Source organism: Synechococcus sp. BA-120 BA3 (genome assembly GCF_034931285.1).
Taxonomy (GTDB): Bacteria; Cyanobacteriota; Cyanobacteriia; order PCC-6307; family Cyanobiaceae; genus Cyanobium.
In genome coordinates this window covers 1-7330 of sequence record NZ_JAYGHZ010000321.1, presented here as the reverse complement: position 1 = coordinate 7330, position 7330 = coordinate 1, and the positions used below count along the sequence as shown (strand labels likewise).

7 protein-coding genes, 1 other RNA gene and 1 pseudogene are annotated in these 7330 nt (G+C 72.5%); 6 read left to right on the top strand and 3 right to left on the bottom strand.

Annotated elements, in window-relative coordinates:
• A pseudogene (locus VB737_RS13295) lies at positions 1-250 on the bottom strand (DUF1611 domain-containing protein); the annotation flags it as partial.
• Positions 237-1316, bottom strand: coding sequence for a dipeptide epimerase (locus VB737_RS13290; protein ID WP_500313643.1), 1080 nt, complete (start codon positions 1314-1316; stop codon positions 237-239). The pseudogene VB737_RS13295 and the gene VB737_RS13290, both read right to left, overlap by 14 nt.
• 80 nt (positions 1317-1396) lie before the next feature.
• On the opposite strand from VB737_RS13290, the gene miaB reads away from it, so the two are divergent.
• The 5 genes from miaB to ftsZ all read left to right on the top strand — a co-directional run bounded on the left by miaB (position 1397) and on the right by ftsZ (position 6579).
• A complete protein-coding gene (miaB, locus tag VB737_RS13285; RefSeq protein WP_500313641.1) occupies positions 1397-2806 on the top strand; it encodes a tRNA (N6-isopentenyl adenosine(37)-C2)-methylthiotransferase MiaB in 1410 nt (469 codons plus the stop codon).
• Between the two features lie 26 nt (positions 2807-2832).
• Positions 2833-3945, top strand: a complete 1113-nt coding sequence (locus VB737_RS13280) for a D-alanine--D-alanine ligase family protein (protein WP_500313639.1) — start codon at positions 2833-2835, stop codon at positions 3943-3945.
• Entirely contained in the window at positions 3942-4352 is a 411-nt protein-coding gene (locus VB737_RS13275) for a hypothetical protein (protein ID WP_500313638.1), read from the top strand. The genes VB737_RS13280 and VB737_RS13275 overlap by 4 nt, the downstream gene beginning before the upstream one ends.
• 47 nt (positions 4353-4399) lie before the next feature.
• Complete coding sequence (locus VB737_RS13270) at positions 4400-5263, top strand: cell division protein FtsQ/DivIB (protein WP_500313637.1); 864 nt, start codon at positions 4400-4402, stop codon at positions 5261-5263.
• Between the two features lie 227 nt (positions 5264-5490).
• The gene (ftsZ, locus tag VB737_RS13265; RefSeq protein ID WP_500313635.1) at positions 5491-6579 is read left to right on the top strand and encodes a cell division protein FtsZ; all 1089 of its coding nucleotides are present in this window, start codon (positions 5491-5493) and stop codon (positions 6577-6579) included.
• Between the two features lie 16 nt (positions 6580-6595).
• Here the strand turns inward: ftsZ and ffs are convergent.
• Positions 6596-6692: signal recognition particle sRNA small type (ffs, locus tag VB737_RS13260), an RNA gene on the bottom strand.
• 45 nt (positions 6693-6737) lie between these two features.
• On the opposite strand from ffs, the gene VB737_RS13255 reads away from it, so the two are divergent.
• The coding region (locus VB737_RS13255; RefSeq protein ID WP_500313645.1) for a 3-methyl-2-oxobutanoate hydroxymethyltransferase at positions 6738-7330 on the top strand (593 nt) is incomplete at its 3' end.

Sequence of the window (7330 nt, the reverse complement as noted above, 5' to 3'; positions counted from 1 at the left end):
CGCCGGAGGGGGCCAGCCCCACCACCGCCACCTGGGGAGCGAAGGGCCGGGCCTCGGCCAGCGACCCCACCACCGGCACGGTCCGCGCGATGCCGGTGAGTGCCCTCAGGTCGGCGCCGGGGTGGTCCGGATCCACCACCGCCACGATCGGACCATGGCGGTAGCGGAGCATCGCCAGACCCGTCTTGCCGCTGAGGTTGTCCAGGCCCCCGTGCTGCAGCAGCACGATCGGGACGTCAGCGCCGAGCATCCAGCACCCCCAGGCCGGCGGCCGTCCCCGGCCTCAGCCGGTCCCCCTCCAGGGCGGGGCCGCTGAAGGGGTCGTCCACCAGGTTCAGGTGGCTGTCGAGGTCCGGCCAGCGCACCAGGGGCAGCAGCTGGGCGGCGGCCCCGTTGAGCAGGGCGCTGTCGGAGTAGCAGCCGAGCATCACACCGAGGCCGAGGCGCCGCGCGGCCCTGGCCATCAGCAGGGCCTCCGCCAGCCCGCCGCTCTTGAGCAGCTTGATGTTCACCCCGTCGACGTAGGGGGCAAGACGCACCAGGTCGGCCAGGTTCCAGCAGCTCTCGTCGGCCACCAGGGCGATGGGGCAGTCGAGCTCCAGGGCGGCAAACGCAGCGCAATCGGCCTCCGGATCCTCGAGGGGGGCCAGGGGCTGCTCCACCAGCGCCACGCCCTGGGCACCGAGCCAGCCGAGCATCGGCCGGGCCTGCTCCAGGCTCCAGCCGCCGTTGGCATCCACCTGCAGCTCGCCGGCCACCCCATGGCTCTGGAGGCGCCGCTCCAGCGCCTGGGCCACCGCCCGCACCAGGGCCCGGTCGTGGTCCAGGCCCTCCGGGCTGCCGAGCTTGAGCTTGATGCGGCTGGCGGGCAGCTGGCCCCACCAGCGCTCCAGCCGCTCCAGCACCGCCGCCTCGCTGCCCAGGCCCAGGGTGACGCTGGTGGGGACGATGGCGCCGCCATCGAGGCCCCAGAGCCGCCACAGCGGCTGACCCAGCCGCTGCCCCCACCAGTCATGCAGGGCCAGATCGACGGCGCAGCGGGCCGGCGGCGAGAGCGTCTCCAGCAGCGGGTCGAGGGCCTGGAACGGCTCCGGGATGGCGCTCTCGAGGGCCGGCAGGACGGCCTCCAGTTCGGCGGCCAGGTCGTCAGTGCCGTAGGCCCTGTGACCGGTGTCGAAGCCGCCGGTCTCGCCGCGGCCGGTGATGCCGTCGTGCTCGAGTTCCAGCAGCAGGTGCTCGACGGCGGCGGTGGTGCCGCGGCTGATGGCCAGGGGCACCACCTTGGTGAGAGGGAAGCGGCTCAGGCGGCAGCGCATGCCAGGAAGGAGACCGGGAGGATCACGCTGCCACAGCCGCCGGGCTGACGCCGGCAGGGCGATAGCGGAAACTGGATCCCATGACAGCCACCGTTTCCGGCCCGCAGGCCGAGCAGGCGCCGTCGGCACGGCGCGGCAGCTACTGGATCACCACCTTCGGCTGCCAGATGAACAAGGCGGATTCCGAGCGCATGGCCGGCATCCTCGAAGCCATGGGCTACAGCCCCGGCAGCGACGAGCACAGCGCCGATCTGGTGCTCTACAACACCTGCACGATCCGGGACAACGCCGAGCAGAAGGTCTACAGCTATCTGGGGCGGCAGGCCCAGCGCAAACGGGCCAACCCAGCCCTCACCCTGGTGGTGGCCGGCTGCGTGGCCCAGCAGGAGGGGGAATCCCTGCTGCGGCGGGTGCCGGAGCTGGATCTGGTCATGGGCCCCCAGCACGCCAACCGGCTCGAGGCCCTGCTCACCCGGGTGGAGAGCGGCCAGCAGGTGGTGGCCACCGACGAGCACCACATCCTTGAGGACATCACCGCCGCCCGGCGAGACAGTGCCGTCTGCGCCTGGGTGAACGTCATCTACGGCTGCAACGAGCACTGCACCTACTGCGTGGTGCCTTCCGTGCGCGGCCGGGAACAGTCGCGCCTGCCCGAGGCGATCCGCCTGGAGATGGAGGGGCTGGCGGCGCGGGGCTACCGGGAGGTCACCCTGCTTGGACAGAACATCGACGCCTACGGCCGCGACCTGCCCGGCATCACCGCCGAGGGCCGGCGGGCCCACACCCTCACCGACCTGCTGCGGGCGGTGCACGACGTGCGGGGCCTGGAGCGCATCCGCTTCGCCACCAGCCACCCCCGCTACTTCACCGACCGGCTGGTCGACGCCTGCGCCGACCTGCCCAAGGTGTGCGAGCACTTCCACATCCCCTTCCAGAGCGGTGACGACGACGTGCTGCGGGCCATGGCCCGGGGCTACACCGTGGAGCGCTACCGGCGGATCATCGATCGCATCCGCCAGCGCCTCCCCGACGCGGCCATCAGCGCCGACGTGATCGTGGCCTTCCCCGGGGAGACCGACGCCCAGTTCCGCCGCACCCTGGCGCTGATCGAATCGATCGGCTTCGACCAGGTCAACACCGCCGCCTACTCGCCGCGGCCCGGCACCCCGGCGGCCGACTGGCCCGACCAGCTGCCGGAGGCGGTGAAGGTGGAACGGCTCCAGGAGCTCAACGCCCTTGTGGAGAGGGTGGCCGCGGAGCGCAGCGCCCGCTACCTGGGGCGGCGGGAGCAGGTGCTGGCCGAGGGGGTCAACCCCCGCGACCCGGAGCAGCTGATGGGCCGCACCCGCACCAACCGCCTCACCTTCTTCGCCGCCGACCCCGGCGATGGCCGCCCCTTCGCCCCCGGGGACCTGGTCGACGTGCTGATCGAGACCGTTCGGCCGTTCAGCCTCAGCGGCCGGCCCCTGGGCCGGAGCGGGATCGGCTGATACGTTTGGCCCTCTTTCCTGCGCCGATGGCCCCCTCCCCCACCCGCGTCGGCCTGGTGTTCGGGGGAGCCTCCGGCGAACATGCCGTCTCGATCCGCTCGGCCCAGACCGTGCTGCGGGGACTGCGCAGCGGTGCCAATGCCGAGCGCTACCGGGTCAGCAGCTTCTACATCGATCGCGGCGGCCGCTGGTGGCCCGACGCCGTGGCCGCGGCGGTGCTGGAGCGGGGCCTGCCGGCCGAACCGGCGGATCTGCCGGGATCGGCGGAGCCGGGGGGCTTCCGGGGCTTCCCCGACGGCGCCCTGGAGGTGGCGGTGTGGTTCCCGGTGCTCCATGGCCCTAACGGAGAGGACGGCACGATCCAGGGACTGTTCACCCTGATGGGGGTGCCCTACGTGGGCTCCGGGGTGCTGGGATCGGCGCTGGGCATGGACAAGCAGGCCATGAAGGCCGCCTTCGCCGCCGCCGGCCTGCCCCAGGTGCCCTACGCCTGCGTGGCGGCCCACGAGCTGACCACCGCCGGCGGAACGGAGGCCCTGCTGGAGCGGCTGGAGAGCAGCCTCGGCTACCCCTGCTTCGTCAAGCCGGCCAACATGGGCTCCTCGGTGGGCATCAGCAAGGCCGGCGACCGGGCCGGCCTGCTCGAGGGCCTGGAGCTGGCCGCGGGCCTCGATCGGCGCCTGGTGGTGGAGCAGGGCGTCAAGGCCCGGGAGCTCGAGTGCGCCGTGCTGCGGCGCCCCGGGGGCCCGGGCGACGGCTTCAGCGCCTCGGTGCTGGGGGAGATCCGCTTCGACGCCGACTGGTACGACTACGAGACCAAGTACAGCGAAGGCCATAGCCACACCGTCATCCCCGCGCCCGTCAGCGACGCGGTGAGCGAGCGGGCCAGGGCCATGGCGCTGGCCGCCTGCCGGGCGGTGGACGCCGGGGGGCTGGCCCGGGTCGACTTCTTCTACGACGAAGCCACCGGCAACCTCTGGCTCAACGAGATCAACACCCTGCCGGGGTTCACCAGCCAGAGCATGTACCCCATGCTGTGGGAGGCCAGCGGATGTCCACTCCCCGACCTGGTGCACCAATTGGTGCTGGGCGCGGGAGGATCGGAGCTTCGGATGAACGTGGAAGGAACGGCGCCATGATCCATGGCCTGCTGTGGTTGCCCCTGCTGGGCGCCTTCGTGCTCCTGGTGGCCCTCGGCTGGGTCGAGCGGCGGCGCCAGCAGCAGTTCCGCAACTGGGCCAGCGGCGCCGAACTGGCCAAGCTGGATGGCTGCGGGGCCGCCCGCCTCGTCAACGGGGAACTGACCTGGAGCCGGTTCGTGGCCGGCAGCTTCCAGCCGGTGGGCAGCTTCACGATCAAGCAGCTGGAGATGGTGGAGCTGCTCTCCCTCAGCTCCGGGGAGGCCCCCCTGACCGAGGAGAGCGAGGGTGCCTGCCGCCTGCGGCTGGTGGGGGGCGGCCAGCAGGCGGAGCTCCCCTTCGCCGATGCCCGCCGGGCCCGCACCTGGATGGACGAACTCATGGCCCGCTCCCGCTGCGAGCTGTGAAGCAGGTCCCCTCGTCGCAGGGAGGTCCCCCGTCGCCGGGAGCGCCGTTGCCGCCAGGGGTCCTGCGCCGCAAGGAACTGCGCCGTCAGCGCCGCAGCGAGCGGCTGCGCCAGCTCTGGCGGATCCTGGTCTTCAGCGGCATGTCCGTCGGCCTGGGCTACCTGCTGCTGCGGCAGGGCTGGACCCTGCGGGAGCCGAACCAGGTGGAGGTGCTCGGCAGCGCCGTGGTCAGCCGCGACCAGGTGATCGCGGCGGCGGGCCTGCGCTTCCCCCAGCCCCTGATGGCCCTGCAGCCCCGCCTGGTGGCCAGCGACCTGATGGGGGCCCTGCCGGTGGAGCAGGTCAAGGTGAGCCGGCTGATGCTGCCGCCGCGGCTGCGGGTGGAGCTGAAGGACCGGGAGGCGGTGGCCCGGGCGGTGCGGCGCACGGACCGCGGCCCGGAGATGGGCTTCGTCGACGGCCTCGGCAACTGGATCAGCATCCGCCAGCACATGGGCATCCGCAGCCAGGGGGACCTCTCCCTGCTGGTCGTCGGCTGGAACGCCCGCCACCGGTCGGCGCTGGCCCAGGTGCTGAAGGAGCGGGACGTGCTCGGGCCGGGCCTGCGGGAGATCCGCTTCGAGCCGGACGGCAGCCTCTGGCTCAGCACCGCCCAGCTGGGCCGGGTGCGCCTGGGCCCCCCGGACGCCCGGCTGGCCCGGCGGCTGGAGGTGGTCGCCCACCTCAGCCGCACCCTGCCGGCCACCATGAAGGGGGCCCCTCCCCAGCTGATCGATCTGACCGATCCGGAGCAGCCGGAACTGAGCCTGGGCAGCCGGGGGGGCAGCGGTTCAGTGGCCAGGCCCTCGCCGCCCCCTCGCCCCGGGCCCGCCGCCACATCGCCCCGTCCGGCTCCCGCCGGCACCCAGTGAGGCCTGCGGTGAGGGCTGCACTGGCGTGGCGGCCAGCCAGACAATCCTCACAGGCCGTTGCGCCCTGCTGAGATTCGGTCCAATGTGATCTATCGGCAACTCTGGCTGAGCTGGCCACCGACATAATGCAGCCGCAGAACAACGGCCACGCCTCCCCTCCCGCGATGTCGCGCGATCAGGACCGCCTTCACCACGTCGATCTTTCGTCCCCGCAGGAGCCCCACGCGATGAGCCAGACCTCGCCCAGCAGCAATGGGATCGTCCCGAGCCAATCGGCCCGGATCGAGGTGATCGGCGTGGGGGGAGGCGGCAGCAACGCGGTCAACCGGATGATTGCCACCGACCTCAACGGGGTGGGCTACCGGGTGCTCAACACGGACGCCCAGGCCCTGCTGCAGTCGGCCGCGGGTCAGCGCATCCAGCTGGGCCAGAAACTCACCCGGGGCCTGGGGGCCGGCGGCAACCCGGTGATCGGCCAGAAGGCGGCCGAGGAATCCCGGGCCGACCTGCAGCAGTCCCTGGAAGGCGCCGACCTCGTCTTCATCGCCGCCGGCATGGGCGGCGGCACCGGCACCGGCGCGGCGCCGATCGTGGCCGAGGTGGCCAAGGAGTGCGGCGCCCTCACCGTGGGCATCGTCACCAAGCCGTTCGGCTTTGAGGGCCGCAAGCGGCTGCGGCAGGCGGAGGAGGGCATCGCCCGCCTGGCCGAGCATGTCGACACCCTGATCATCATTCCCAACGACCGCCTGCGGGACGCCATCGCCGGGGCCCCCCTGCAGGAGGCCTTCCGCGCCGCCGACGACGTGCTGCGCATGGGGGTCAAGGGCATCACCGACATCATCACCAGGCCGGGCCTGGTGAACGTCGACTTCGCCGACATCCGCTCGGTGATGGCCGACGCCGGCACCGCCCTGCTGGGCATCGGCGTGGGCTCCGGCCGTTCCCGGGCCATCGAGGCGGCCCAGGCCGCCATGAGCAGCCCGCTGCTCGAGTCGGCCCGCATCGACGGGGCCAACGGCTGCGTCATCAACATCAGCGGCGGCAAGGACATGACCCTGGAGGACATGACCACCGCCTCGGAGGTGATCTACGACGTGGTCGATCCCGACGCCAACATCATCGTGGGCGCCGTGGTGGACGAATCGCTGGAGGGGGAGATCCACGTCACGGTGATCGCCACCGGCTTCCAGAGCGGCGGCCACTACCGGCCGGAGCGACCCGCCGCCAGCTTCGCCGACACCCTCACCCACACGCCGGAGGAGCGGGGGGCCATGATCCCTCCCTTCCTCATCAACCGCCAGAACCGGGTCGACTGACTCCCGGTTGGAAAAGGGTGACCCGGAGTCCACGCCTGCCCTGAGCATCCCGTGTGGCTGCTCCCTTCCGGTCCTGACCAGATTTGGGCGTCAGAGCCGCGTGGGTCCGAGTCGGGTGGATGCTAGCAATGCCCCCTGCGACCCCCCGTGCCGTGCCCCTGCGACCCGCTGATCTGACACGGCGCAAGCAGGCGGGCCTGCCGATCACCGTGCTCACCGCCTGGGATGCCCTCTCCGCCGCCGTGGTGGCCGGCGCCGGGGTGGATGCGGTGCTGGTGGGCGACTCCCTGGCGATGGTGGTGCTCGGCCACGCCACCACCCTGCCGGTGACCCTGGAGGAGATGCTCCACCACTGCCGCGCTGCCGGCCGGGGTCTGGCGGCGGCGGCCCCCCAGGATCCGCCGCTGCTGATCTGCGACCTCCCCTTCCTCAGCTACCAGTGCGGCGCCGATGCGGCCGTGGCGGCGGCGGGCCGGGTGCTGAAGGAGACCCCCGCCGTGGCGGTCAAGCTGGAGGGCGCCGAACCCGAGACCCTGGCCGTGATCGACCGGATGGTGCGCAGCGGCATTCCGGTCATGGGCCACCTGGGGCTGACGCCCCAGTCGGTGCATCAGCTGGGCTACCGGCGCCAGGCCGGCGATCCGGTCAGCCAGGAGCGGCTGCGGCGGCGGGCCCGAGCCCTGCAGGAGGCCGGCTGCTTCGCCCTGGTGCTGGAGCATGTGCCGGCGGAGCTGGCCGCGGAGCTGAGCGC